This is a genomic window from Mycobacterium deserti (assembly GCF_025345615.1).
GTDB lineage: Bacteria > Actinomycetota > Actinomycetes > Mycobacteriales > Mycobacteriaceae > Mycobacterium > Mycobacterium deserti.
In genome coordinates this window covers 86662-111332 of the sequence record NZ_JAODWD010000005.1, presented here as the reverse complement: position 1 = coordinate 111332, position 24671 = coordinate 86662, and the positions used below count along the sequence as shown (strand labels likewise).

Sequence of the window (24671 nt, the reverse complement as noted above, 5' to 3'; positions counted from 1 at the left end):
TGATTATGCGGCCGGTCAGCGGAAGTCCCGCGACTTCGAACCGACCGTCATCGTGAGCTTGCCTATCCGGTCGGCGACGACGGTGACGGCCCCGGTGGCGTTCTGCACCTGCCCGCGGATCAGCAGCGCCGCCGCCGTCTGAGCCACCTTGCGGTGCCGCCCCCACACCCCCGGTGTGCACAAGATGTTGACCATGCCGGTCTCGTCTTCGAGGTTGATGAACGTCACGCCTTGGGCCGTCGCGGGTCGTTGACGGTGGGTCACCGCGCCGGCCACCAGCACCCGGGTGCCGTCGGGCACGTCCATCAGCTTGTCCGCGGGAACCACCCCGATCGCGTCGAGGTCCTCGCGCAGGAACTGGGTGGGATAGCTGTCCGGGGAGACGCCGGTCGCCCACACATCGGCGGCGGCCAACTCCAGTTCGGTCATGCCGGGCAGCGAGGGCACATGCGACGACGACCCCACTCCCGGCAACCGGTCGGGGCGCTCGGAGGCGGCAGCCCCGGCCGCCCACAGCCCTTCACGGCGTGAGATGCCGAAGCAGCCCAGCGCCCCCGCGGTGGCCAGCGCTTCGGTCTGCGGCACGCTCAACTGGACCCGCTGGGTCAGGTCCAGCAGAGAAGTGAACGGCCCGTTGGCTTTCCGCTCGTCGACGAGCTGCTCGGCGAGCTCGTCACCGATATGGCGCACCGCGCCGAGTCCGAGCCGTACCTCGGTGCCGTGGTTCTCCAGCGTGGCGTGCGCAAGGCTGGCGTTGGCATCGGGCCCGTGTACGACGACGCCGTGCCTGCGGGCGTCAGCCACCAGCGTCTGCGGTGAGTAGAAGCCCATCGGCTGGGCCCGCAGCAGCGCGGCGCAGAACGCCGCTGGATGGTGCAGCTTGAACCACGACGAATAGAACACCAGCGACGCGAACGACAGCGAATGGCTTTCCGGAAAACCGAAATTGGCGAACGCCTCGAGCTTTTCGTAGATGCGGTCGGCCACGGCGCCGGTGATGCCGTGGCGCTGACGCATCCCGTCATAGAATCTGCCGCGCAGTCGGCGCATCCGCTCGGTCGAACGTTTGGATCCCATCGCCCGGCGCAGTTGGTCGGCTTCGGCGGCGGAGAAGCCCGCGCAGTCGACGGCCAGTTGCATCAGCTGCTCCTGGAACAGCGGCACGCCCAACGTCTTGTGCAATGCCGATTCCATCGAGGGGTGTTCGTAGGTGATCGGTTCTTCGCCATTGCGGCGCTTGATGAACGGGTGCACCGACCCGCCCTGGATCGGCCCCGGCCGGATCAGGGCGACCTCGACCACCAGGTCGTAGAACACCCGCGGCTTGAGCCTGGGCAGGGTGGCCATCTGCGCGCGCGACTCGACCTGGAACACCCCGACGGAGTCGGCCTTCTGCAGCATCTCGTACACCGCGGGCTCGGACAGGTCAAGCTGCGCCAGGTCGACGTCGATGCCCTTGTGCTCGCGCACGAGGTCGATGCAGTAGTGCAGCGCCGACAGCATGCCGAGACCGAGCATGTCGAACTTCACCAATCCGATTGCCGCGCAGTCGTCTTTGTCCCACTGCAGGACACTGCGGTTCTCCATGCGCGCCCACTCCACCGGACACACGTCGGCGATCGGCCGGTCGCAGATCACCATGCCCCCGGAGTGGATTCCCATGTGGCGCGGCAAGTTGGAGATCTGCGTGGCCAGGTCGATGACCTGATCGGGGACACCGTCGACGTGAGTCGCGTCGGTGAGTTTTCCCCACTGGCCGATCTGCTTGCTCCAGGCGTCCTGCTGTCCCTGCGAGAACCCCAGCGCGCGGGCCATATCGCGCACGGCGCTTCGCCCCCGGTAGGTGATGACGTTGGCGACCTGGGCGGCGTAGTCGCGGCCGTAGCGGTTGTAGACGTACTGAATCGCGTTCTCGCGCAGGTCCGACTCGATGTCGATGTCGATGTCCGGCGGTCCGTCGCGCGCCGGCGACAGGAACCTCTCGAACAGCAATTCGTTGGCGACCGGGTCGACATTGGTGACGCCGAGGGCATAGCAGACGGCCGAGTTGGCCGCCGATCCCCTGCCTTGAGCCAGGATGTTGTTCTCTTTGCAGAACCGGGTGATGTCGTGCACCACCAGGAAATAACCCGGGAAGGTCAACTGCTCGATGGTCTTGAGCTCATGCTCGATCTGGGCGTATGCCTGCGGCGCGCGTTCGGGCGGACCGTACCGCTTGTGCGCGCCATCCATGACCAGGTGTCGCAGCCAGCTGTCCTCGGTGTGCCCGGGCGGAACGTCAAACGGCGGCAACTGCGGGGCGATCAGCGCCAGCCCGAATGCGCACTGCTCACCGAGTTCGGCGGCCGCGGTCACCACTTCGGGGCGGTCTGCGAACAGGCGCGCCATCTCCTCCCCCGAGCGCAGATGCGAACCACCAAGCGGGGCAAGGTAACCGGCGGCCTCGTCCATCGAGTGGCGGGCCCGGATCGCGCCCATCGCCATGGCGAGCCGGCCTCGAGATGGCTCGGCGAAGTGGGCGGCGGTGGTGGCGACGACATTCAAGCCGAAGCGGGACGCCAGGCCGGCAAGGGTGGCGTTACGTTCGTCATCGAGCGGATGCCCGTGATGGGTGAGTTCGACGCTGACGCGGTCATGTCCGAACCGGTCGACCAGATCGGCAAGGGCGTCGGCCGCCGCTTCCGGGCCGCCGGTCGAGAGTGCTTGCCGGACATGGCCTTTACGACACCCGGTCAGGATGTGCCAGTGCCCGCCCGCCGCCTCGGTCAGCGTGTCGTAGTCGTAGCGCAGCTTGCCCTTCTCCCCACCGGCCAGGTGCGCCCTGGCGAGCTCGCGGGACAGCCGCCGGTAGCCTTCCGGCCCGCGGGCGAGCACCAGCAGATGTGGACCGGGCGGGTCGGGATCCTCGGTCCGGTCGCCGCCGCCCAGCGACAACTCGGCGCCGAACACCGTCTGCATGTCGAGTTCCTTGGCCGCCTCGGCGAACCGAACGACGCCGTAGAGGCCGTCGTGGTCGGTCAACGCGATGGCCCGCAGACCGAGCCGGGCGGCCTCCTCCACCAGTTCCTCCGGGGTGCTGGCCCCGTCGAGGAAGCTGTACGCGGAATGCGCGTGCAGTTCGGCGTAGGGCACCGACGACGCCGGCCGGTCGTCCGACTCCGGCGCTTCGTAGGCTCCGCGCTGGCGCGACCATGCGGGGCTGTCACCGCCGTCGCCCACCTGCTCGTCGATGGGCCAGCCGGCACGGCGCGGTTTGCCGCGCAGCACCCGCTCCATTTCCGTCCAGCTCGGCGGCCCGAGATGCCAGCCCATCGTCGCAGTCTATCGAACGCACGTTCGAGGGGCTACGAGTGTCAAGCTGTGCCTGTGGCCGAGCGCAATGTCCGCGGGACCGAGCTGGCGCCCTGCGGAGACGATCCGGTTACCGGCTTCTACCGCGACTGCCACTGCCGCTGCGGACCCGAGGACGTCGGCCTGCACGCCGTCTGCGCGGTGATGACCCGCGAGTTCCTCGACCACCAGGCTGCTGTCGGCAACGACCTCATCACCCCACGACCTCAGTGGCAGTTCCCCGGGCTGCGCCCCGGCGACCGGTGGTGCGTGGTCGCGGCCCGGTGGCTGCAGGCTCACCTTGACGGTGCCGCGGCACCGGTGGTCCTCGAAGCGACCAGCGAACGAGCACTCGAGATCATCCCCCTGGAACTGCTCGAGCAGCACGCCGTCGACGTCCCGCCCGACGCCAGCACGCTCTAACCGCTCGTGCGCGAGCGATGAGTTTTGCGCAAGCCGGCGGTCTATTCGTATGGCACATGGACAAGGAGGCTCCTATGACGTCAGCCCTACCCCCGGTGGTCGACCGCGACACCTGGCAGAGCGCCCTCGACGACCTGCGCCGTCGCGAGAAGGCCGCCACGCGCGAACTCGACGCCATCGCCGCGCAGCGCCGCAAGCTGCCGATGGTCGAACTGCCGGACTACACGCTCATCGGCCCGGACGGCCCGATCCGGCTGGTCGAGGTGTTCGACGGGCGATCGCAGCTCATCGTTTACAACCACATGTGGTCCGACGGCGCGCAGTGGCAGTGCGGCGGTTGCACCAGTCTCACGACACAGTGGACCCGGCTGGGCATCCTCGACAACTACGACGCCCGCTTCGTCATCGTCACCAACGGGCCCATCGACGAAGCACTGGCCTACAAGGCCAAGGTCGGCAACAAGATGGACTGGTATTCGTCGTCGGAGAGTTCTTTCGGCGCCGACGTCGGTGCTCCGCCCGGCGGGGGCTTCGCAGTGAACGTATTTCTCCGTGACGGCGAAAAGGTCTACCGCACCTGGCACACAAACGGCCGCGGGACCGAACAACTCAGTTACACCTTCGCGCTGGTCGACATCCTGCCGTGGGGCCGCCAGGAGGACTGGCAGGATTCTCCCGACGGTTGGCCGCAGTCCCCCGCCTACTCAAAGTGGCTCGACTCCCCCGATGTCGCCCGACTTTACGGCCCGAACGGAGACGTGGAATGACCGCACCTACCGAAGAACGCTATGTCGTCACCAGAACGATCCCGGCTCCGCCCGCGAAAATCTTTGCCGTGCTTGCTGATCCGGCTCGGCACAAGCACACCGAGCCTGGCGACTGGGTCCGCGACGCCGAAGACACCGATCCCATCACCGGAACCGGACAGATGTTCGCGGTCAACATGTTCCTGGACCGGGCCGGAGGTCACTACGTGATGCACAACGTGGTCACCGCCTTCGAGCCCGACCGGACCATCGCGTGGCTCCCCGGTCAGTTGGACGAGTCCGGCAAGCACAGTCCCGGCGGGTGGTGGTGGCGTTACGACCTCACCCCGAACGGCACCGGAACCGACGTGACGCTTACCTATGACTGGAGCGAAACCGACCAGGGATTCCGCGACGCGGTAGGCGTGCCGGTGTTCGGACCCGAGTTCATCGAGGAGTCGCTGGCGGCCCTGGAACGCGCTGTGCGCTAAGGCAAGTCGTCGGGACGGAGTTGGTCGCGCGGGACCACGACCATCGGCACGTCGAGCACCCGCAGCATCTTGGCGGCGGTCGAACCGAGGAACAGGCGCCTGGGCGCACTGAGCCGGCTCGATCCCACCATGATCAGGTCGCCGTCCTGCCAGTCCAGCTTGCTGACGGCGTCTTCGACCGATGCCCCGTCGACGACCGTCGATGTCACCGGAAAACCCGCGGGCAGCGCGGCTCTGGCGGTCTCCACGGTCTGCTGTGCGTGCGCGCGGGCGCGCTTACTGACCGCCTCCTGATCGCCGCGCAGAACCCCGAATGTCGGGTCGAGCGCCACCAGGGACGCCAGCCGCAGCGGCGCGTCGGCGGCGCTGCTGAACCGAACAGCGTTGTCCAGCAACAGGTCCGCGCCTTGCCGCTCGCCGATCGCGCAGGTCACCTCGCGGACCCGTTCGACGGTGGAGGTGCGGGTGCCACGCGGCGCGACGACCACCGGCACCGGCGCCGAGTGCAGCAGCTCATTGACCACCGAGCCCAGGGACAGGCTGCCGGCCAGTCCGCCGCCCGAGCCGCCGACCACGATCAGATCGCCTTCCAGCCTGCCGGTCTCCCGGATCAGTCCGCCGGCGAAGGAGTCGTCGAAACTGACGTGACCATGGGCACTAAGGTCGTCAGGGACCGATGCGCACGCTTCGGTGAGCCATTCGTTGGCCTGCTCGGCGAGTAGGTCTGAGTAATCGGCCGTCGGAACGTGTGCGATCCGGTCGGGCGGCAGGATCATGACTGCGTGTATTTCGGCGTCGAACGTGCGAGCCAGCCGAACGGCGAGTGCCAGCGCGTCCGCGCCACCGGGCGTGGCCAGGTAACCGACGACCAACTTCATTGCCAACCACCGCCGATCTCGCCCTCCGCTGGACGTGTCGTCGCCATCCTGTCAGCGACGCGCAGATCATTCGGTGTATTCGGCGACACCGTCCTCGAGAACCAGCCGGGCGTCCGACCCGTCGGGTGCCGCTGCTTCGGTGCGGAAGAACGCTCGGCCCGCTTCGATGCGCCAGATCGACGTCGTCAGCGTCTCGCCGGGGAACACCGGCGAGGTGAACCGCGCGCCGATCGCCGTGACCTTCGTGGCGTCGCCGCCGCCGAGTTCGGCCACCAGCGCGCGCCCCGCGACTCCGTAGGTGCACAGCCCGTGCAGGATCGGCTTGGGGAAACCCGCGAGCTCGCGGGCGAACCACGGGTCGCTGTGCAGCGGGTTGCGGTCACCGGACAGCCGATAGAGCAGGGCCTGGTCCTCGCGGGTCGGCAGCGCGATCCGTGCGTCGGGCTCCCGATCGGGGATCTCCGGCGCCGGCGGTCGCTGTCCCGGCTGGCCGCCGAAGCCGCCCTCGCCACGGATCACCGCCGTCGTGAGCGTCTCGGCCACCACCTGCCCCGAATCCGGGTCGGTGCCAGTGGCCTTGAGCATCACGATCGCGTTCTTGCCCTCGCCCTTGTCCTGGATGTCGGCGACCTCGGCGACGACGCTGAGCTTGCCGGCGGGCGGCAGCGGAGAGAACAGCCGGATCTCCTGGGAGCCGTGCAGCAGCATCGCGAAGTTGAAGGTGCCGATCTTGGCTGCCGCCGCGAACGGCAGACACGCGATGACCGCGTACGTCGGCAGGACCTGCTGCTCGATGTCGTGACTGTTCTCGGTGGTGAAGGCCAGATCATCGAGACCCGCTCCGACGCCGAGCGCGTACAGCAGCGTGTCGCGGTCGGTCCACGTGAACATCTGCGGTTCGGTTTTGGCACCTATGGCGTTCGGGTCGATCGGCATGGCACTCCCTTCGCGGCTGCACCGGACCTTACTTTTTCGGTTAGTCGGCCGGAATTTCGGCCACCGCTTGGTGATGACCGAGCCGACGGCGTCACGGACAGTTGATGTCGGTTCTCAGACTCCATGTCATTTCAGGACGATCTGACCTGCGGTGATGCGAGTCGTCTCACGGCATGTCATCTGCGGACGTCTCATTTTCGTGTCATTTTGTCGAAATGTATCCGGCGCCCGACTTTGTTGTCGGATTCGGGAAGTCGAAGCCGGGATTCGCGAGCTTCGCTTCGTCGCGTGACGCCATGCCGTCCGCCGCTGAGCACACCCTAGGACCGGAGACCCCGACTGTACGATTCAGCTATCCAATGGGAGGCTGACCGTCACTTCAGAACACTAGATCACGTGATCTAAAGGACCGTGCAGATATGTCGCACCCATGAGATATGTTCGGCGACAATGATTCACGAGACCGTCATGGAATTGGTCATTATCCATGAAGCATTGGGCCGCTGCCGACATGCCCGGCGCAACTATGCATAGCGCTGCTGGCGGTGGCGGGGCCGGATCTGCTCTCGAATTCGGACGGCTACGCACTGCCCTCGCACAGCGCGAGTACGGCTTTCGGTTCGTCGGTGCCGTGCTTGGTGATCAGGTGGACGTCACACGGATCGACTTGGCTTCGCCCGCTGCGGGTTTGTCGCAGGCCGTCGCGAAGTAGACGACCCCGACGACGATGGTCACCGTAATGGCAGTCAGAAGGATTCGGATCGCGAACTCGCGCCTGCTGTCGGCGGCCGCCGGTTCGGGTTTCGGTTGCCGGTTCGTGGTCGTCACGCCGATGAGGGTACTGGTGCGGCGAAGGTCCTGGTATGTCCGAACTGGCCCCGCGAGACCATCGGCCCTCTTCGCGCGGGGCTGCGACGAGCGAGCAAATCGACCGACTGTTGCCTTGATCTTCGCTGATTGCAATCGGCAAAGATCCTGGTGCACGCAAAGCGGCTGGCGGAATTAGCTATGCGCTCGCCAGTTTGCTCACGAGATTGTCGTCGAGATATTTGAAGGGAGATATCCGCCGGGATGTGCAAGCGCGGCAATGATGTTGGGATCATCTACGATCACCATGCGGCCGCCGTAGGTAGTGATCGATCGGACTTAGCCGCCACGTGTTCACTTCGACCGCGCCGCAGCTCGGCAGTTCACTCAGGTGCCGCGCGCTATCCATTCTTCGAGGTGGGGCGCTTCCTCACCGACGATGGTGGCTCCGCCGTGGCCGGTAAATACTTGAGTCTCCGGCGGCAGTGTGAGTATTCGTTCCCGAATGGAACGCACGATGGTCGGGAAGTCCGAGTATGAGCGGCCGGTGGCTCCAGGACCGCCTTGAAACAGTGTGTCGCCGGAGAACAGCAGCCCAGCTTCTGGCAGATAGATACAAACCGACCCGGGTGAGTGGCCCGGAGTATGGAGGATGTTCAATTCCGTGCCAGCGACGCCGATTCGCTGTCCGTCATGCATCGGAAGATAAGCGATGTCGGAATAGATGGCCTTCCAAAGCATACTGTCACGGTCGTGCAGTAAGACGGGCGCGTGGGCAGCGGTACCGAGGTCAGCGGCGGCGTTGATGTGGTCATTGTGCCCATGGGTGCACAGAACGGCGGTGACATCGCGATCCCCGAGCGCCCCCAGGATGAGTTCGGCATCGTGAGGGGCGTCGATAACGACAACATCGGTGTCGTCGCCGACGAGCCAGACATTATTGTTGACTTCCCAACTACCGCCGTCTAGTTCGAACCTGCCGGAGGTGACAACGCGTTCAACACGCAGCCCGTCAAGCTGCACCACCACGTTGGCCTTCGGCGAGGCGCTCACAGCACCACCACCGAGCGCAGCACCTCGCCGGCGTGCATCTTGTGGAAGGCGTCCTCGATGTCGTCGAGCCCGATGCGCTCGGACACGAACTTCTCCAGCGGCAACCGGCCCTGCAGGTAGAGGCTGATCAAGGTCGGGAAATCGCGTTCGGGCAGACAGTCGCCATACCAGGACGATTTCAGTGAACCGCCGCGGGAGAAGAAGTCGATCAGCGGCATCTCCAACGTCATGTCCGGGGTCGGAACACCGACCAGCACAACGGTTCCGGCCAGATCGCGGGCATAGAACGCCTGCTTCCACGTTTCGGGCCGACCGACCGCGTCGATCACCACGTCCGCGCCGAAGCCGTCGGTCAAATCCTGAATCGTCGTCACCGGGTCGAGCTCTTTGGCGTTGATGGTGTGCGTGGCCCCGAACCCGCGCGCCCAGTCCAGCTTCTTGTTGTCGGTGTCCACCGCGATGATCCGCCGCGCCCCGACCAGGGCGGCTCCGGCGATCGCGGCATCGCCGACGCCGCCGCAACCGATCACCGCGACCGTCTCGTCGCGGGTCACCGCGCCGGTGTTGATCGCCGCGCCGATGCCGGCCATCACGCCGCAGCCGAGCAGCCCGGCCACCGCGGGGTCGGCGACGGGATCGACCTTGGTGCACTGGCCCTCGTGCACTAGCGTCTTGTCGGCGAACGCGCCGATGCCCAGCGCGGCAGTCAGTTCGGTGCCGTCGGTCAGGGTCATCGGCTGCGCGGCGTTAAACGTGTCGAAGCACAGGTGCGGGCGGCCGCGCTTGCACGCCCGGCACTGCCCGCAGACCGCGCGCCAGTTCAGGATCACGAAGTCACCGGGTTCGACGTTGGTCACGCCAAGGCCGACGGACTCGACGGTGCCGGCGGCCTCATGGCCTAGCAGGAACGGGAACTCGTCGTTGATGCCGCCCTCGCGGTAGGTCAAGTCGGTATGGCAGACACCGCACGCGATGATGTCCACCACCACTTCACCCGGCCCGGGAGGGGGGACGACGATGTCCACCACCTCGACCGGGGCACCCTTCTTGCGGGAGACCACGCCCCGCACCGTTTGCGTCATAGTGTGCCGTTCACCCCGCCGTCACAAGCACACATGCGACTCCTCTTCCGAGCCAACGCGTTGGCCACTCATTCCCAAAGCACGTCGCCTGCTCGCCAGCACGTGTCGCTGACAAAGCTAAATATCGGCTGCCTGTAGGTCAAGACACTACTCCTGCTATGCAGGAACCTGCAAAGCAGGCGCGTCACCGAGACTGAATCCCTGTGAGAGACGACCGAACCCGTGGACGTATACGAGTCCACCATCTCACCTCGCGTGGAGTCAGAGTCAGAAGAGATCTGACTCCTATTTATCAGGACATTCCGATTGACGTCATAACACCGAGCATCTACCTTGTGGTGCCAATCAAGCGTGTGACACCGCCTTGTCGTTGCACGCAATCCTTGATCACAGCGCTCGCAGTAGCGGCGAGCCATAAGGGCGAGACGGCAGTCGTAGCGGCTTAACAAAGAAAGGTATTGGGTGAGCTCAGTGGAACTCAAGTCAACCAACGAACGATACATCTCAGCGCCGCACGCTCACCGAGGAATCTGACGTGAGTGTGCTCGATTCATTCCGGCTCGACGGCAGAGTTGCCATCGTCACGGGTGCCTCTTCCGGCCTGGGCGTCGCTTTCGCGCAAGGGCTCGCCGAAGCAGGCGCAGACGTGGCCCTAGGCGCACGTCGTGTTGACAAGCTAGCGGACACCTCAACACTAGTGAAACGCGCTGGAGGCCAGTCGGTTTCGGTTGAGACCGATGTCGCTGATCCCGACCAATGCGAGAGGTTGGTCGCAGCCACCATGGAGGCCTTCGGCGGCGTGGACGTTCTTATAAACAATGCCGGCGTCGGCGCCGCAGTACCTGCGACGCGCGAAGCACCCGACCACTTCCGCAGGGTCATCGATGTCAACCTTAACGGGGCGTACTGGATGGCGCAGGCATGCGGACGCGTGATGCGCCCAGGGAGTTCGATCGTCAATATCGCGAGCATTCTTGGCATCACGACGGGCGCACTGCCGCAGGCCGCATACAACGCATCTAAGGCCGGGTTGATGGGGCTCACGAGGGATCTCGCCCAGCAATGGGGCTCTCGCAAGGGCATACGGGTCAACGCCCTAGCTCCGGGATTCTTCGAAACCGAAATGACTGACAAGTACGAACCCGGCTATCTCGAAACCCAAGTGCGCCGCGTAGCACTGGGCCGGACCGGTAACCCGGCTGAACTCGCCGCGGCTGTGATATGGCTCGCGTCACCAGCCAGCGGCTACGTCACAGGACAGACCATCGTAGTTGACGGCGGATTGACTATCTGCTGATTAACCCTCCACTGAGCGAACTAATCGGCCAAGCAGTGGAAGTGCTCCGACAGCGTCGTGGACTGAGGCCCAACCGATTGACCCACAGACGCTCTGCGACTCCGGAAGAGGTAGCGAACAAATGATTGATGCGACATTCATTCTGCGAATGGACCGCACACGGTATCAGGCGATGGTGGCACGAAACATTGCGCTCCTTGACGCGCTGCTAGCCGACGACCTTGTCTACACCCATTCGAGTGGGCGAAGGCAAACGAAGGTGGACTATCTTCGTGCACTCAGAGAAAACACCCTGACTTACAACAAAGTGCACCACAGCGTCGATCACGTCACGGTCATGGATGAAGTCGCCATAATCACAGGAGCCCTCGCCGGTTCTGTCACCTCGTCTGGCGTCACTCGTCGGCTAAACCTTGTCACGACCACGCTGTGGACGAAGGGCCAGGGCCGCTGGCGCCTATCCATATTCCACTCCACCCAGGCACCGCCGGTACGCCCCGTTTCCTGAGGCTTGGCAGGACACGGTCCTCCACGGGACAGGCGCTCGTGAGCCCTATGCCCCCTCCAGGGAAGAGGATCGGTTACCGTGGCAGATCAGTTTCCTGATATACAGTACTAATGACGTGTATAACAGGACATTTTTCGCGGTGACCGGAATGCTCGCGTTGCGTGCAGCCAGAGACGCGACGGTCCATTTGGACACGGTTCCCATTCCCGACATAGGACCCGATGACGTCCTCATACGGGTAGCATCGGCGGGACTGGCCCCCGGCATGATGGCGCTGCTCGCCATCGGAGCATTCAGGCACCTGCCAACCACGGTTGGGCACGAAGCGGCGGGCACAGTGGAAGCAGTCGGCGATTACGTTGACCGCGGACTGATAGGGCAACGAGTTCGGGTACATCCGATGTTGTCGTGCCGATCCTGTACACACTGCCGCAGCGACCGGGAGCAAATGTGTCGCGACGCAGCGATGCTCGGTCATGCTGCATTCGGAAGCGGGCAGCTGCAGTTGTACGCCCGCTATCACGACGGCGGACTAGCTGAATACGTTCGTGTGCCGCATTGGCTCGTCGATGTGCTACCCGACAACGTAAGTTTTGACGTAGCCGCCAAAGTATGGGACCTGGGAAACGCGGTACGCGCGCTCAAACAAGCGGAGCTGTCCGTTGGCGACACCCTTGTCATCACCGCCGCGACAGGCACCATGGGCACCGCCACAATCAAGCTTGCGCACTTCTTCGGCGCGGGTCGCTTGATTCTTGTGGGCAGGTCAGAGGAGCGTTTGGCGGCGGTACTTCCCCTGGCCGCAGTACCAGTAGAAACCATCGCGTTAGAGAGCCTCGATGAGGATTGGTCGACCACCCAAGGACTTAGCACACGGATCCGGGAAGTAATTCCAGGAGGCGCTGACGCGGCGATCGACTACATCAAAGACGGTGCGGCCACCAGTCAGGCACTTGCCGGACTGGCTACTGGCGGCACCTTGGTACATATGGGCGGAAATCTCGCTGCGATTCCCTTCCCGCCGGCAATGATGATGCTCAACATGTGGCGGATCATCGGTACCCGCGCCTGCACTCGTACCGATACCGATGAAGTCCTGCGCTTGCTGGCCCAGGGAGCAGTCCAGGCCGACGATCTGATCACCCACCGTTTCGCTCTGGGCGACGTTCAGAATGGTATCGCCCAGATGCAGGAGCGCTCCGAACATTTGTGGATGGCGATCGTCAACCCGTAACGCACCTCTACGCATACTCGAGCAAGAGCCGACTAAATTCGTACCCCCGGAAGGGGATTGTGATGACAGAACCGTTCATTGACCGTCCTTTGACGTTGCACATACAGGCCGACTGGGGATTGGCCAACCTCACTCGCGTCGCCGGATGGCTCGGAATGGAGCTCACCGAGCGCACTGCTCCAGGAACTCGCGTAGCCATTTGGAACGGTCGCGGCTTCGTGGACAACGTGCTCGCAGTCGGTCGCGGCACCGTCGACCTCGCGATCGCCACACCGGCTCACTTCATCCCGATGGCTCTCGACGGCCGGGGTCCGTACATCGGTGAAGCGTTCCCCGATCTGCGGGCCATTGGTGCCGTTCCTCAAACCGACCGATTTGTCGTTGCGATACGAAAGTCTATGGGTATCAGCACCTTTAACGAACTCCGGCAGGCGAAGCCACGACTACGACTCACAACTTCTCGGCACGATGGAATCAGTAACGTCGGCCTCGCTATGCATGAAGTGCTAACGCGGTCACGCGTCGACATCGAAGGCTGGGGTGGCACGATCCTCGGCCACGAACTCCCGACGGACTGTCTCGACGACATCATCGCCTGCCGAGCAGACGCGATCGCGCATGAAGCCGTCATGCTGCCACATTGGCAGCAGATCAGTGAGGACCTGAACTTTCTGTCGATCGAAGACGACGTCTTGAGAACCCTGCAGGACGATCTCGATTGGCCAGACCGAGTCATTCCGGCGGGATATTTTCCGGGCGCGCCAGAGATTCACACAATTGATTTCAGTGATTTTCTCATCATCGCCCGCGCCGAACTTGCCGACGATGTGGCCTACGCACTGGCATGGATATTGGGCGAAGCGAAGGACCTCTTCGAAGCCCAATACCTTCACATTCCGTCCGAACGGTCTCCAGTTACCTATCCGCTCGATCCCGTCACCATGGGTAAAACGCCAATTCCACTTCATCCCGGGGCGGCACGCTACTACGCCGGCTTAGAGCACTAGGGTCAGCTTCTTTCCAAGGATCGGGTTAGGCGACTGCCGCCAGGATTTCGTAAACCCGTGAGCCACCGATCCTCGAGATGCTGCGCGGTCTCACTTCAGTCGACGTACCTCGATCGTTCACGAGCAAATCGAACGTACCAGTCCAGGACTTCCGGACGATCAGTGGCGCTGGGGTCGACGCCACTCGCCGGATCCGCCCGCTGCATAGGCCTTTCAGCGGCACTTCTATTTTGCCCGTGTGGGTATCTGGAATCCCCGGTACTCGAAAGTCCTCATCACGGACATGCCGCGGCGACGCATTCTTACGCACAGCTTCGACGATTCGAGCGGGGATCCAGTACGAGCCGTCGGCGCCTTCGACACTGAGAACCAGAGCTTCCTCCGCTACCCGCTACGACGGCATAGACATCCCACTGCCCATGTGGACACCGTGGCGGTTCAACGACGAGCCGGAACGGCCATGGATGACGACCCCCCTCGATCGATCCTGGTTATTCAATCACCCTGCCGCCAAACGCCTTCGAACATGGATAAGTGGGTGTCACGACAGCCTCGCCGTCACGATCGTTCCAAAGTCCGACCGGCATCGAAGGCGTCGGTCGCATGATGGTCACTGACGGAACCGATCACTGATTGGCCCATCTCGTCGTAGGAGGCCACCGCCACCTCAAGGCATGGCGCCGATATCTAACCAGCCCTGCTTGTCGAAATCGGTGCACTGCCGACTAATCCGGTGAGGTCCTCGGTGCCCCCACTGACCGATGCTATCCACACCCTTGGCCCCAATTGCCCTGCTAACCACGCCGCCGTGTGCGCTGGCAGCGCAGAACCCGTGACGTGTACGCACTGCAGAGTGTCGAGCACTCCCCCGCGTAGCAAAGGCTCTGCGTTACTGGCCCGCATCCAGGTACCGAGGGCCCACCCCTAGCACTCACTCTCAGTCGCTCAACGATATCCCGCAGGATTTCGCCGCCGCATAATGGTGGGCTGGCGTCATAGCAGACGACTCGGCAACCGACCAACAGACTCCGACGAGTGTGTTCCACAGCATCCAACTGGGCGTGTTCACGTCGCCCGGGCTCAGGTCGAGATGCAAAGCCTCCGTTTTGAGCCGTCCGAGAAGGACTCCGCCGTGGCGATGAACGATCTATGCCGGTGCGACCCGAGGAGACGACAATCCAGAGCGGATGATCAATAGGGACTCCCGCGGGCGTCCGCGCTAGTTGACCTCCTGTTGCCTCAACCCATGCGAGCTTCGCCTGGGATGCCGGTTCCTTGGCGGGCTGACGCCGGTGCTCAGGGCGTAGGCAGGCTCGCGCGAACTCCTACACAGCGTCACGCCGGTCCACCGGTTGACCATAGAACTGGTACCCACTGCCGTGACCCAACGCTGCGGGTTTGAGTTGTTCCAACCGGGCAATGGCCGCGGCAGCAGCGTAGTCCTGCCCGCAGCACGCCATACCGCTCCGATCGATGCGGTCGCCAGGAAGGCGACGATAACTTCTGGAATGTTTCGGCAGGTAACCCACCACCCGGTCGCCTGGACCGATTCCGTTCTCTGACAAGGTGCTGACCAAGGCAGACACCTGCCGCCGCACTTCACCGCGAGTCCACTTACGGTGGCAAACCGGCCTCGCCTGCGCCGATGATCGCCGTGGTATCGGGCTCACCGCACAAAGTGCATGGTGCGCATAGTTCAGGTGTGTCCCCGGAAGCCAAGTCGCGCGGGGCATAGCAGGGTCTGCAAGGGGGATCGTCGACTCCACCGTCGAGTCAACGGAAAAGACGTCCCAGACCGATCGCCAGAATGCAGCTCAGACTATCTGTGCAGCGAAAAACCTGGCACACCTCGATAGACCGCGCGCGAACCGTGAAATCGCGCCGGCCTCGACCACTTCGGGTCGCGTACCCAAAGACGTTCTGACACGAGATCGGCTACTGGTCCATCTCCGGGTGCTGGTCGCGATGTCCTGGTCAGCAGCCGTCACGCACGATCTCTACGAAGGGTTGGCGGCGATAAATCGCTGATCCAGAGTTCCAAGGTGCTCAACCCAGCTGCGTAGATGCTCGCCAACTTTAAGGAAGCGCTGCGGTGTCCGGCCTGCGCCCACTCCCGGCGGTGTGCCGGTAAAGATCAGATCGCCCGGATACAGCGGGAGCAGCGACGACAAATAGGCCACCAAATCCGGCACGGGGTAGATCATCAACGCCGTCGTCGACGACTGAACGACACTGCCGTCGATCTCGCATCCGATTTTCAAATCATCGCGGTCTGGCAGCTCATCGGGAGTCACCAATGTCGCGCCGAGTGGCGAGAACCCGGGTAGCGACTTGGCCAGGCTCCACTGCGCAGAACCTCCGCGCATCTGCAACGTTCGCTCTGATAAATCCTGGCCGACGGTCAGCCCTGCCACGTAGTCCCAGCCCTCCTCCGCGGGCACGTTTCGGGCGTTCCTGCCGATCACTGCAACCAATTCTGCTTCCCAATCCACCGTTCCCTCGGCGGGCAATTCCACGTCGGTCACCGAACCGGTCAGTGAGCTCATGTACTTGGTGAACACGATCGGTGCATCGGGAACAGCCTGCCCAGATTCTTCGGCGTGTTCTCGATAGTTCAACCCGATCGCGAAGACTTGACGAGGCGCGGGCGTGACCAAGCCCGCGATTTGCGGGTCGAACGGCTCTGTCGCCTCGCGCACTGTGCGCGCCCACGCCCGAAACTCATCCCAACGGTCAAATATCACTTGAGGATCGGCGCCGAACTTTGCGGCACTTGCCTTTTCGACATCGACAACACCAGCTCCGATCAGCAACTTCAGTCGACCATCGACGCTAGCGATGCGCATCTCTAATCTCCTGGAGTCGTCAGGTACGGCCCTTCCACGAATTCCTCGACGTCGACGAGCCACAGCTCGCCGAGCGTTAGGTCGGGGATCGGGCAGCGCGTGCACACGCCACCGCCGACCACCCATCGGACGCTACGCGATAGTCCTGATATCTACAAGACGCGTCCTGGACCACAGGAACCAGGCAAGTATCCTTCCCTCGGCACCTTTACCAGCATTCAGACGGCCGGCGGAATGTTCGACCAGCGAATCATCCTGCGTGATAGATACATTCACGACGCACGGGGCCCTCCCTACTGAAAGACTTCGGGTGAGTACCAGTCTCCCGGCGCTTCATGTATGCCAGTACAGCGGCCGCCGTGCGGTCGACGTGAGCGGCAAGCCGTCCGCCGCCTCGTCGGCTTTACGCCCGATTGTGAGGTCGACCAACCAGCGGTGCTCGCCCGCGGCGTCTCGCGAACTGTCATCGCTGAACTCGCGCGACCAATGCAGATAGATCAGCGCACGGCCCACCGCATAATGGCAGTGGAGGTCAGGGGGATTCACTGCCGGCCAATAAGCACGTGAGATTCACGATGCGCTTCAACGAAGAGGCTTGATTCGGCATTGAACTCATCGAAAGGGCGAGATCCGGTGGTGGGCGGTGACAACCTGTGCTTCCCACTCGAGTCCCCCGCGAGCAATCGCCTCGCGCAGCACCGACGTTGCGATGATGACGCGGGCGCGCGTCAGAGTCTGAAGGTCCTCTACAGTCAGCGGCAGAATGCTGAGCCCTCGCTGAGGATTCGCATGCACTAGCCCTTGTTCGGCGAGCCTGGTGCACGACGGAAGACTCACCTCAAGCGAGCGCCGTACTCGGCGACCCTCAGCTTTGAGTCGGCTGAAAGTTGCCCCGGCCAGGATATCGGCGCGAATCGCGTGTGGAGACCGCCTGCACTCGCGTCGCCGAAGACGTCCCAGTCTCCACCCACGCGGGTACGAAATACCGCGAGCCCCTCAAAATGTCCTGACTTTCGAAACTTTGTTGTACTTGCGAAAATTGTGCGTTAGAAAATGTGTCCTACGGCACAGTCTAGGAATGGTGGATGAGCCAGCAACGTCCAAACGCACCCTATCAGCGTCGCCGCCGGGAAGAGATATCTCGTTGGCCCGCAGCACAATTGACGACGGTTTATATGCTGATGTTCGCCACGACGAGCGGGTGCGGTGCCGCCCGGGGGGCGCGCTCCGCGCCTAGCAGGTCGGGGCGTACCCGGGGCGCTGGAAAGCCACGTTCAGGGAGCGCACCGGCATGAACGTGGCGGGCGCGCTATCCAAACCCCTGCGCGGAGTCGGCGGCCTTGTCGGCATGGCGTACGACACAATGCTGCAGTCCGTGCGGCCACCCTTTGCCTGGCGTGAGTTCCTGCTGCAATGTTGGTTTGTCAGCCGGGTTTCCATTCTGCCGACCCTGCTGATGTCGATTCCCTTCACCGTTCTCGCAGTGTTCGCCATCAACGTGCTTCTGCTACAAATTGGTGCCGCCGACTTCTCCGGTAGCGGCGCCGCATTGGGCGCCGTGACTCAGATCGGGCCCATGGTGACGGTGTTGGTCATTGCCGGAGCGGCTGCCACCGCGATGTGCGCAGATCTAGGTGCACGCACGATCCGTGAAGAGGTCGACGCGCTGGAGGTATTGGGGATCAACCCGATACAAGCGCTGGTAGTGCCTCGGGTTGCAGCGGGCACTTTGGTCTCGGTGATGTTGTCGGGGTTGGTCATCATCACCGGACTAGCCGGCGGGTTCTTCTTCTCGGTCTACATACAACATGTAACACCGGGGGCATTCGTCGCGGGGCTGACTGTGCTGACCGGCCTACCCGAATTACTAATCGCCATCATCAAGGCAGGATTGTTCGGCCTGTCAGCGAGCCTGATCGCCTGCTACAAAGGTCTCTCCGTTGGTGGCGGACCAGCAGGCGTCGGCAATTCAGTAAACGAAACCGTCGTGTACTCGTTCTTAGCATTGTTCGTGATCAACGTGATCGCCACTGCCGTCGGTGTGAAGGCAACAACATGACCATTGTTGTCTCCCAGCGCTTTCCACGACTTGCACGATCAGCTGCCAATTGGTCCACCGGCCTCAACCGGATCGGCTACCAAACCGCTTTCTATCTGCAGACGTTGCTCAACAGTGGTGACGCCCTTATCCGCTATCGCGGCGAGACGCTGCGCCACATGGCGCGAATGGGCTTGGGTACCGGCGCGCTCGCGATTATCGGCGGTGCAATCGGAATCGTCGGCTTTCTGACACTCTCTGCAGGTTCGCTCATAGCCATCCAGGGGTACAACTCGCTGTCCGGGGTCGGCATCGAGGCCCTCACTGGATTCCTCGCGGCCTATTTCAATGGACGCGTCATTGTGCCGACGTCAGCAGTGATCGGACTTGCGGCCACCATCGGAGCGGGAACTACGGCGCAACTCGGGGCCATGCGCATCAACGAGGAGATCGACGCCCTCGAAGTGATGGGTATTCGAACGATCAGCTATCTCGCGTCTACCCGCGTCGTCGCCGGCGTCATTGTCGTGATTCCGCTCTATTGTGTCGCGTTGGTCATGTCTTTTGCTGCCGCGAAATTTGCCACGACCACTGTCTACGGACAGGCATCCGGCGTCTACGACCACTACTTCCGCACGTTCCTCAACCCCGTAGACATCATCTACTCGGTCATCCAGGCCGTCGCCATGGGACTCGTCGTGATGCTAATCCACACCTACTACGGATTCACCGCGGCCGGCGGCCCAGCCGGCGTGGGTGAGGCGGTCGGACGTGCCGTGCGCGCGTCGCTCGTCACTGTCGTATTCGTGACCTTATTGCTTTCGCTAGCAATGTACGGTCGCACCGGCAACTTCGAGTTTGCAGGATAGCGATGGATCTCAAACCTATGGGCCTACATCCGAAGTGGTGGGCTTTCATCATGGCAATCACGCTAGCCATGTTCGTCGTCGTCAGCGGGGCCGCGTTCAATGATTCACTGCGATCGGTCATTCCGGTGACTCTGACGTCGGAACGCGCCGGCCTTGTGATGGAAACCGGCGCGAAGGTCAAGCTGCGTGGTGTCCAGGTCGGCCAAGTCTCTGCCATATCGCACTCCCAGGACGGGCGGGCGAACCTTCAACTCGAAATCGACCGCTCACAACTTCAGTTCATTCCGGCAAACGTTGACGCCAGTATTAAGGCCACGACAGCATTCGGCGCCAAGTACGTTAATTTGGCCTATCCCGACGATCCCAGCCCCAAGCGGCTGTCCGCCGGCCAAATGTTGCTATCACGCAATGTGACCACCGAAGTCAACACCGTTTTCGAGAACCTGATGGGTGTTCTAGATCAAGTTGATCCCGCCAAACTCAACAGTGTTCTCACAGCCGTCGCGGATGCCTTGAGAGGTAAGGGACGGGCCATCGGTCAGCAGATCACCGAAATCGACAATGTGGTCACCACGCTGAACACCCGCACCGACAACATCCGAGACGGCCTGCAGGCGACAGCCGCAGCCAGCGACGCCTACGCCACGGCCGCACCGGATATCCTTCGGATACTCAACGCCGCAACTACTACAAGCGAAACGATAACGAGCCACGCCAAGGCGCTGGATACGCTGTTACTCAACACGATTGGATTCGCAAAGTCGGGCGTAGAGCTCATCGGCCCTAACCAAGACAATCTCATCAATTCCATCAACGTTCTGCGGCCAACGACCGAGCTGCTGATGAAATACAACCCGGAATACACATGCCTGCTTCTCGGAGTCAAATGGGCCTACGACAACGGGACGACCGTCGGCGGCGGCAACGGTTACAGCGCAGTTATCGACGCTAGCTTCGCCTGGGGTGTCGACCCTTACGCCTATCCAGCGAACCTCCCTGTCGTGGCCGCTAAAGGCGGCCCCGGGGGCAAACCTGGTTGTGGATCTCTACCCGATCCCACGAAGAACTACCCCGTCCGGGCGCTGGTCACCGACACCGGATGGGGGACGGGCATAGACATCCGTCCGAACCCCGGCATCGGACACCCGTGTTGGGCCAATTACTTACCGGTCACGCGCGCGGTCCCAGAGCCGCCGAGCATCCGCCAATGCCTGCCCGGCCCGGCCATAGGGCCAGTCCCCTACCCCGGAGCTCCGCCGTATGGCGCACCCCTGTACGGCCCCGATGGCGCACCCCTTTATCCGCCGCCCCCAGGGCAGCAACCGGTTGACTTGCCTGCCCCAAACCCGCCGACTCCGATCGTTCCGACGGCGACACCCACTCCCTGACCCCATGAAGAATTAAGGACCACCCCAATGGGAAGTAGTGTGCGCGCCGCCGCAATCCGGTTCGCCATATTCACGCTGGTAAGCATTTTGGGAATGTTCGGGCTGTTCATAGTGTTCGCCCAGCTGCGGTTCCAACCCGAAAACACCTACCACGCGCTGTTCACTTCAGTCAGTGGGCTCAGAGCCGGCAACTTCGTACGCATCGCCGGCGTCGAAGTCGGCAAGGTTGAGAATATCGAAATCAAATCGGATAGCACGGCATTCGTTTCGTTCAGTGCCGATAATTCGGTGGCACTGAGCCAAGGTACGAGAGCAGTCATTCGATATGACGATCTGGTCGGCGGGCGTTTCCTGTCCCTCGAGGAAGCTGTCGGCAATATTGAGCCGCTGCGTCCCGGTCAGACAATCCCACTAGACCGCACCCAGCCCGCATTAGATCTCGACGCGCTAATCGGCGGCTTCCGGCCGTTGTTTCGAGCGTTAGATCCCAAGCAAGTCAACGATCTGAGCGCCCAACTCATAGATGCTTTGGAGGGCCAGGGCGGCAACATCGACTCATTACTGGCCCAGACCGCGGCCTTGACCACGACGCTGGCCAACCGCGACGAACTTATCGGCCAAGTGATCACCAACCTCACTACCGTCATCGGCACCGTAGACGCTCGCCGCGGGCAGGTGTCGGCAAGCATCGACTCACTGTCACAACTGATTTCCAGCCTCACCGAGCGCAAGACAGATATCGCCGAATCGATCAACCGGGGCAACGCTGCCGCGAGCACGATCGCCGATCTATTGGATCAGTCACGACCGCCGTTGCAGAAAGTCGTTCGAGAGGCTGATCGCAGTGCGGGCATCGCGGTGGCCGACCACGAATACCTCGATGACTTGCTCGCCACCCTGCCCGACGCGTACCAGGCGCTCGCCCGACAAGGCCTCTATGGCGATTTCTTCAGCTTCTACCTCTGCGAAATTCTGTTCAAAGTCAACGGCAAGGGCGGCCAACCGGTGTACGTCAAGGTCACCGGTCAACCCAGCGGGCGGTGCGCACCGAAATGAGATCCCTGACCGAACGCAACAACCTACTGCTCGGAACGGTCGGCATCGTGGTCGCCACGACGGTGGTGGCCGCGGCCACCCAATATGACAAGCTGCCCCTCTTATCGAACGGCGGACATTACGAGGCGTACTTTGCCGAAGCCGGCGGACTGCTGTCGGGGGCGATCGTGGAGGTATCAGGCCTCGATGTGGGGAAGGTGTCATCGATCGACCTCCACGGAGACCGAGTCCTCGTGAAATTCACAGTACAAAACGATATTGCTGTCGGCGACCGTTCCGAAGCCGCCATTAAGACCAAGAGCCTACTGGGCACAAAGCAGCTCGAAGTCATCCCGCGCGGGGACGTACCCCTTTCAGAGCCGATCCCCGTCGATCGCACCACTTCTCCGTACCAACTTCCCGACGCCCTCGGCGAATTGGGCACTGCCATCAGCGGCTTAGACACCGCCGAACTCTCCCAGTCTCTAGCAGTTCTTGCTAAAACCTTTCAGGACACCGCCCCCGAATTCGGCGCAACACTCGAAGGCGTTTCGCGCTTTTCAGAGACACTCGGGACCCGCGACGACGCCCTCCGCGGACTTCTGGCCAAAGCGAACAGCGTCTCTTCCGTTCTCTCCGAACGCAGTACGCAGATCGTCACCCTGATCACGGAGACCAACTCCCTACTGGCAGAGCTACAGGCAGACAGCGCTGCGCTCGAACAAGTGTCAGCCAACGTCTCAGGTTTGGCTCGCCAAGTGGACGGTTTCATCGCCGAGAACCGCACCCAACTGCGGCCCATGCTCGACAAAGTCAACGGCGTCCTCGCAATCCTTGACAACCGAAAGGCCGAGATAAAGAGATCGATTAAGCTTCTTGAGGGCTACAGTATGTCGCTCGGGGAAGCAGTCTCGGGAGCACCCTTCTTCAAGGCGTACATCTCCAATATCCTTCCGGGTCAGCTTATTCAGCCTTTCGTCGATGCAGCATTCTCTGATTTAGGCCTCGATCCCAGTGTCCTACTGCCGTCACAGCGTACCGATCCACCCGTCGGTCAGCCTGGTACACCGGCGATGCCGGTGCCGTACCCGCGCACGGGACAAGGCGGCGAGCCCAATCTGACACTGCCTGACGCAATCACGGGTAAACCCGGCGACCCGCGCTACCCGTATCGGGAGCCGCTTCCCGCCCCGCCGCCCGGCGGCCCACCGCCTGGTCCACCTGCACCGGCTCCGGCAGGACGCGAGTCAATACCCACGCCATCCCCCAGCCCCGTCTATGCGCCTGCCCCGGACGAGCACCCACCTCTGCCTGACGCACAATCTGGAGAAGGATGATGACCGCGCGCAACTCCCGCATCGGGCTGGCCGCAGTCCTTATCGTCCTGCTCGTTGGCGGCATGACCTTCGCGGCGAAGAGCCTACTAGAGACTCATCGCCGCGTCACCGTCGTCGGCTACTTTGCGAATGCGAACGGAATTTTCGTCGGTGACGACGTCCGCATTCTCGGCGTGCCTGTGGGTCGCATCGACGCAATCGAACCGCAGGCGACAGGCGTCCGGATCACGTTCTGGTACAACGGCAAGTACCGCGTACCGGCGACGGCCAACGCGGCAATATTGTCGCCATCTCTGGTAACCGCACGGACCATCCAATTGACGCCGGCCTACACCGACGGGCCCGTCATGGAAACCGGAGCAGTGATACCGAAGCAGCGCACCGCCGTGCCGGTCGAATGGGACGAACTGCAGAAACATCTACTGAAGCTCACCGAGAGTTTGGAGCCCACCGAACCGGGCGGGGTCAGCACAATGGGTGCGCTCGTGAACACCGCCGCCGAGAATCTGCGCGGTCAAGGAACCAATATAAGAGACACAATCCTCAAACTGTCGCAAGCTTTTTCAGCGCTGGGCGACCACAGCAACGATCTCTTTTCCACCATCAAGAATCTTTCCGTATTCGTCTCCGCACTCCAGTCCAGCGGCGATCTGCTCCAAGCACTGAACATGAACCTGGCAACGGTCAGCGGCCTACTCGCGACGGATGACGATGCCATCGCAGAGGCAATCACCGACCTCAACGCGGCAGTGGCTAACGCCACCAGTTTCGTCAACGAGAACCGTGAATCCATCGGTACCTTTTCAGACAAATTCACCGGGGTCACCACTGCGTTGATCGAAAGCCTCGACAGCATCAAACAGATACTCCACGTTACGCCGACGTCGCTGCAGAACTTCGCGAACTCCTACAGCCCCGCGCGAGGAGCCATGACGGGCGGCCTGGCAGTCAACAACTTCGCTGACCCAATTTCGTTCTTGTGCGGCGGGATCGAGGCCGCTTCACGCCTCAACGCAGAACAATCAGCGAAGCTCTGCGCACAATACCTCGCCCCCATTATTAAGAATCGACAGTACAACTTTCCGCCCATCGGGTTCGGTCCGTTTGGACCAGCCATCGTGGGTGCACAGGCACGCCCCAACGAGGTGACCTACAGCGAGGATCGGCTGCGTCCCGACTATCGCCCCATACCTGTGGGCTCAGCGGCGCCTGATCCCGGAGATCCACCCCCGCCTCCCCTGGCCGCTGAAGCTCAACCAGATGCGGCTGCTGCGCAGCCCGAAATCACCAGTCCCGCCGCTATTGCTACCGACCCGGCAGCGGGCCTGCCCGGCTTGATGATCCCCCCCGGAGCCGGCTCATGATT

21 protein-coding genes are annotated in these 24671 nt (G+C 62.6%); 13 read left to right on the top strand and 8 right to left on the bottom strand.

Annotated elements, in window-relative coordinates; all coding sequences use genetic code 11:
- Positions 1 to 15: 15 nt before the first annotated feature.
- Positions 16 to 3312 carry an error-prone DNA polymerase gene (locus N4S67_RS20325; RefSeq protein WP_260994833.1) on the bottom strand — a complete coding sequence of 1099 codons (3297 nt, stop codon included), beginning with the start codon at positions 3310 to 3312 and terminating at the stop codon, positions 16 to 18.
- A 54-nt stretch (positions 3313 to 3366) separates the two neighbouring features.
- On the opposite strand from N4S67_RS20325, the gene N4S67_RS20320 reads away from it, so the two are divergent.
- The 3 genes from N4S67_RS20320 (at position 3367) to N4S67_RS20310 (ending at position 4990) form a co-directional block, all read left to right on the top strand.
- On the top strand, positions 3367 to 3753 hold the full coding sequence (locus N4S67_RS20320) for a DUF2237 family protein (RefSeq protein ID WP_260994832.1): 387 nt from the start codon (positions 3367 to 3369) through the stop codon (positions 3751 to 3753).
- A gap of 74 nt (positions 3754 to 3827) precedes the next feature.
- Positions 3828 to 4520: a DUF899 domain-containing protein gene (locus N4S67_RS20315; RefSeq protein WP_260994831.1), complete on the top strand. Its 693-nt coding sequence runs from the start codon at positions 3828 to 3830 to the stop codon at positions 4518 to 4520.
- A complete protein-coding gene (locus N4S67_RS20310) occupies positions 4517 to 4990 on the top strand; it encodes an SRPBCC family protein (RefSeq protein WP_260994830.1) in 474 nt (157 codons plus the stop codon). The genes N4S67_RS20315 and N4S67_RS20310 overlap by 4 nt, the downstream gene beginning before the upstream one ends.
- Here N4S67_RS20310 and N4S67_RS20305 read toward each other — a convergent pair.
- The 5 genes from N4S67_RS20305 to N4S67_RS20285 form a co-directional block, all read right to left on the bottom strand.
- On the bottom strand, positions 4987 to 5868 hold the full coding sequence (locus N4S67_RS20305; protein WP_260994829.1) for a universal stress protein: 882 nt from the start codon (positions 5866 to 5868) through the stop codon (positions 4987 to 4989). The two genes, N4S67_RS20310 and N4S67_RS20305, sit on opposite strands and share 4 nt — an antisense overlap.
- A 66-nt stretch (positions 5869 to 5934) precedes the next feature.
- A complete protein-coding gene (locus N4S67_RS20300) occupies positions 5935 to 6804 on the bottom strand; it encodes a MaoC/PaaZ C-terminal domain-containing protein (protein ID WP_260994828.1) in 870 nt (289 codons plus the stop codon).
- A 642-nt stretch (positions 6805 to 7446) separates the two neighbouring features.
- Positions 7447 to 7632: a hypothetical protein gene (locus N4S67_RS20295; protein WP_260994827.1), complete on the bottom strand. Its 186-nt coding sequence runs from the start codon at positions 7630 to 7632 to the stop codon at positions 7447 to 7449.
- A 366-nt stretch (positions 7633 to 7998) separates the two neighbouring features.
- On the bottom strand, positions 7999 to 8664 hold the full coding sequence (locus tag N4S67_RS20290; protein ID WP_260994826.1) for an MBL fold metallo-hydrolase: 666 nt from the start codon (positions 8662 to 8664) through the stop codon (positions 7999 to 8001).
- The gene (locus N4S67_RS20285; RefSeq protein ID WP_260994825.1) at positions 8661 to 9746 is read right to left on the bottom strand and encodes an S-(hydroxymethyl)mycothiol dehydrogenase; all 1086 of its coding nucleotides are present in this window, start codon (positions 9744 to 9746) and stop codon (positions 8661 to 8663) included. The genes N4S67_RS20290 and N4S67_RS20285 overlap by 4 nt, the downstream gene beginning before the upstream one ends.
- Before the next feature lie 535 nt (positions 9747 to 10281).
- Between N4S67_RS20285 and N4S67_RS20280 the strand changes: the two genes are divergently transcribed.
- From N4S67_RS20280 to N4S67_RS20265, 4 genes are all read left to right on the top strand, one after another.
- Entirely contained in the window at positions 10282 to 11043 is a 762-nt protein-coding gene (locus N4S67_RS20280) for an SDR family NAD(P)-dependent oxidoreductase (RefSeq protein ID WP_260994824.1), read from the top strand.
- Between the two features lie 121 nt (positions 11044 to 11164).
- Positions 11165 to 11551: a nuclear transport factor 2 family protein gene (locus N4S67_RS20275; protein ID WP_260994823.1), complete on the top strand. Its 387-nt coding sequence runs from the start codon at positions 11165 to 11167 to the stop codon at positions 11549 to 11551.
- 115 nt (positions 11552 to 11666) lie between these two features.
- Complete coding sequence (locus tag N4S67_RS20270; RefSeq protein WP_260994822.1) at positions 11667 to 12785, top strand: zinc-dependent alcohol dehydrogenase; 1119 nt, start codon at positions 11667 to 11669, stop codon at positions 12783 to 12785.
- 62 nt (positions 12786 to 12847) lie between these two features.
- Positions 12848 to 13792 carry a TAXI family TRAP transporter solute-binding subunit gene (locus N4S67_RS20265; RefSeq protein WP_260994821.1) on the top strand — a complete coding sequence of 315 codons (945 nt, stop codon included), beginning with the start codon at positions 12848 to 12850 and terminating at the stop codon, positions 13790 to 13792.
- Between the two features lie 1997 nt (positions 13793 to 15789).
- Here N4S67_RS20265 and N4S67_RS20260 read toward each other — a convergent pair.
- Positions 15790 to 16638, bottom strand: a complete 849-nt coding sequence (locus N4S67_RS20260) for a fumarylacetoacetate hydrolase family protein (RefSeq protein ID WP_260994820.1) — start codon at positions 16636 to 16638, stop codon at positions 15790 to 15792.
- A 333-nt stretch (positions 16639 to 16971) separates the two neighbouring features.
- Positions 16972 to 17151, bottom strand: a complete 180-nt coding sequence (locus N4S67_RS20255; RefSeq protein ID WP_260994819.1) for a hypothetical protein — start codon at positions 17149 to 17151, stop codon at positions 16972 to 16974.
- Between the two features lie 778 nt (positions 17152 to 17929).
- Here N4S67_RS20255 and N4S67_RS20250 point away from each other — a divergent pair.
- Genes N4S67_RS20250 through N4S67_RS20225 form a run of 6 tightly spaced genes read left to right on the top strand, consistent with a single transcriptional unit; the run spans position 17930 to position 24669 of the window.
- A complete protein-coding gene (locus tag N4S67_RS20250) occupies positions 17930 to 18697 on the top strand; it encodes an MlaE family ABC transporter permease (RefSeq protein WP_260994818.1) in 768 nt (255 codons plus the stop codon).
- Positions 18694 to 19545, top strand: coding sequence for an MlaE family ABC transporter permease (locus tag N4S67_RS20245; protein WP_260994817.1), 852 nt, complete (start codon positions 18694 to 18696; stop codon positions 19543 to 19545). The genes N4S67_RS20250 and N4S67_RS20245 overlap by 4 nt, the downstream gene beginning before the upstream one ends.
- Before the next feature lie 2 nt (positions 19546 to 19547).
- Complete coding sequence (locus N4S67_RS20240) at positions 19548 to 20933, top strand: MCE family protein (RefSeq protein ID WP_260994816.1); 1386 nt, start codon at positions 19548 to 19550, stop codon at positions 20931 to 20933.
- A 27-nt stretch (positions 20934 to 20960) separates the two neighbouring features.
- Entirely contained in the window at positions 20961 to 21989 is a 1029-nt protein-coding gene (locus tag N4S67_RS20235; RefSeq protein ID WP_260994815.1) for an MCE family protein, read from the top strand.
- Positions 21986 to 23305, top strand: coding sequence for an MCE family protein (locus tag N4S67_RS20230; protein ID WP_260994814.1), 1320 nt, complete (start codon positions 21986 to 21988; stop codon positions 23303 to 23305). Before N4S67_RS20235 ends, N4S67_RS20230 begins: the two co-directional genes overlap by 4 nt.
- A complete protein-coding gene (locus N4S67_RS20225) occupies positions 23305 to 24669 on the top strand; it encodes an MCE family protein (protein WP_260994813.1) in 1365 nt (454 codons plus the stop codon). The genes N4S67_RS20230 and N4S67_RS20225 overlap by 1 nt, the downstream gene beginning before the upstream one ends.
- Positions 24670 to 24671 lie beyond the last annotated feature (2 nt).